Annotated in this window: 2 protein-coding genes and 1 pseudogene; 1 reads left to right on the plus strand and 2 read right to left on the minus strand. The window is 44.3% G+C overall.

Annotated features, from left to right (window positions below):
• Window positions 1-148: 148 nt before the first annotated feature.
• Complete coding sequence (locus WBV27_RS11305; protein ID WP_424202130.1) at window positions 149-871, minus strand: Fic family protein; 723 nt, start codon at window positions 869-871, stop codon at window positions 149-151.
• A 250-nt stretch (window positions 872-1121) separates the two neighbouring features.
• A complete protein-coding gene (locus WBV27_RS11310) occupies window positions 1122-2279 on the minus strand; it encodes an ROK family protein (RefSeq protein ID WP_424202132.1) in 1158 nt (385 codons plus the stop codon).
• A 145-nt stretch (window positions 2280-2424) separates the two neighbouring features.
• On the opposite strand from WBV27_RS11310, the pseudogene WBV27_RS11315 reads away from it, so the two are divergent.
• Window positions 2425-2789 (plus strand): annotated as a pseudogene (locus tag WBV27_RS11315) (xylose isomerase); the annotation flags it as partial.

Consider the following 2789-nt stretch of genomic DNA (forward strand, 5'->3'; position numbering starts at 1 on the left):
CTCCTGCGAGTCTGTCCTCATCGGAGCACAGATCTGATATGTGAGCCGTCCTCCGGCGTAGCCTCCGTTCGCCGGAGGAGGTTGTGGTCAGAAGAAAGAGAAGAAGGATGTCCGATTGAATCGGGCATCCTTCTTCTCTTTTGCGGTGTCACTCAATCTGTTTGATTTGCTCTTGATCCATGTTTTGGAATGCTTTCATTCGCTTCTGCTCTTTTGCTAATATTTCCTTGGCAAAAGACATAAAACCATCTAAATCTTGCTTAGCTAGTAACTCGATATAAGTGGCCTTTGTTTCTTTTTCGATAATCAGAGGTGGGAACCCCTCTTGAAGCAATGAGTAATTCATAATGACACGCCCTGTGCGTCCGTTACCATCGGAAAAAGGGTGGATCCGTTCAAATTGGATATGTGTATCTAAAATGCTCTCTAATTTTTCTTCGTCAGTAGCTGCGTTCTCTAGCCGGTATTCCTGGTTGTCCACTAACTGTTGGACCAGAAATGGCGTTTCCGATGGTGAAGCCGTCTGGAATTCTGCCCCGACAATCTGGTTCTCGTTCTTTTTGAATTGGCCTTTGTCATATTGAAGCCGATCGGTTAAATCGGCATGGACCTCTTTGATTATGGATACTGAGAGCGTATCATTACTCTCCAAATGATCCAACATGTTAGAAAATGCTTGTTTATGGTTTTCAATTTCATAAAATTCGCGCACGGTTGCCCCGCTACTGATTGGGAGAGTACCATTTAAAATGATCGAGACTGTCGCCGGCAACGAAATCGTGTTTCCTTCTATCCCTGCTGAGTGGTGGGCAAGACGCACTAACATATCATCTAAATAATTTTGTGGTATTTTATTTAAAAATCCGCTCATAAAACCCAACCTCCTCTTCTTCATATTCCAACACTATCATACCGAAATGATATCTCAATGTACAAACATTTCTCCCCCAAAATGGTATAGAACAAGCATATCCACCCGAGCGCCTCCCCCATAATGTTAAAGTGGTAAAATGTTAGGATGGTAAAATGGTACAGTGTTACAAAGGCACAAAGGGAAGCTGAATCTGATATAAATGAGCTAGACAAAACCACCCATTCGTATCGAACGGGTGGTTTTGATTTTAGTTGTCAGTATTCATTTTCAGGTTTTGGATGTTCAGGAAATTTTGTGTGGACTTGGCCACACCCCCGAACAAGGTCGCTTTCCGCTTAAGCGAGCTGCTGACGACACTGGTATCGCACGAAAATTTCCCCTTGAGGTCACCTTTAAGAATGCTGATCAACTCGGGGATTTGCGAATAGATGGAGCTGTTGATCACCACTAGATCGGGTTCGTAGATCACCGCCAGATTATTGACGGCAATGCTCAAATAATGCGCATTGGTCCGCAGTGTTTTTTGGACAACGGGATCGCCTTTTTTGTAGCGCTCGATCACTATGGACGAATTGATGTCCGGCAACGCAAGCATCTGCTCCAATTCGCTGTAGATGGCTTGATGGGAAGCGTACTGTTCGAGGCAACCTTCATTGCCGCAAGGGCATTTACGGCCATCCGGATAGAGGATGCTATGGCCGATTTCACCGGCTATACCTTTTTTTCCGGTCCTCAGTTTCCCATTTTCGACAATTCCGGCTCCGATGCCCGTATGGATGCTCAGACTGACGACACTGTCCGAAATGGATCCAAAAGTATATTCACCTAGCGCCGCCAGATTCGCTTCATTTTCCAAATATACATAAAAGGGATAAATTTCTTCCAATTGTGCTTTCAGATTGCTCTGCAACGTATAGTTGGGCGTAAAGATGATTTCTTCCTGATTGACGAGTCCGTGGATCGCAACGCAGAGTCCCGTGATGCCGTGAGGAGTTTCCATAGCATGTTGCGTCAGTTTTTCAACCATTTCCGTGATGTAGCCGAGGATATTGTCGGAAGAAACTTTGATGCCTCTGATTTCGGATTCATAAAGGACCCTTCCGTCAATATATGCGATGAGCCCTTCGATGTAGTTGGGTGCAACATCCAAGGAAAAGGTAAGCGCAGCTTTTCCATTAAAAGTGAGCATGATGGGCTTCCGGCCACCAATTCGTGCTGCATCGCCGATCCGGTCTTCATGAATCAACTCGTCTTCCAACAGTTTTTTGGTGATTGAGGATACGGAAGCCTTGTTCAGACCGGCAAGGACGGATAATTCAGCGCGGGAAATTTCTTTCTGGCTGATGATGGCATTCAAAATAGTTGCCTCGTTGTTTTCGCGGATCGTATATTTGCTATGAATCAATAAAACCACTCCTTCTTCCTTCGTTATCTATCATATATCTTCTGAAAGCTATTGACAACAAAAAAATAATCGTTTATATTATGTTCATGAGTTAGTTGAGCGAACTAACCCAAAGACAAGATAACATTTTTGAGGAGGAAAAGAAATGAGTTATTTTTCAACAGTAGATAAAATCAAATATGAAGGCGTTACCACAGAAAACCCAATGGCATTCCGCCATTACAATCCGTCTGAAATGCTGATGGGCAAAACGATGAAGGAACACTTGCGCTTCGGGGTAGCTTACTGGCACACAATGACGCAGGACGGGTCCGATCCTTTCGGAAGTCCTACGAACATCCGCACGTGGGCAGGCACTACTCCGATGGAAACCGCAAAGAACCGTGTGGAAGCTTTCTTTGAAATTTTGGAAAAACTTGATGTTGAATACTTCTGTTTCCACGATGTGGATATCGCACCAGAAGGAGATTCGCTGGAAGAATTCTTCAATAATATCGACGAAATCACGGA

The organism is Trichococcus sp. (assembly GCF_049589555.1).
GTDB lineage: Bacteria > Bacillota > Bacilli > Lactobacillales > Aerococcaceae > Trichococcus.

Bases quoted from the DNA above. Each gene is read 5' to 3' on its own strand.
- WBV27_RS11305 (WP_424202130.1), bottom strand. From the start codon at position 871: ATGAGCGGATTTTTAAATAAAATACCACAAAATTATTTAGATGATATG.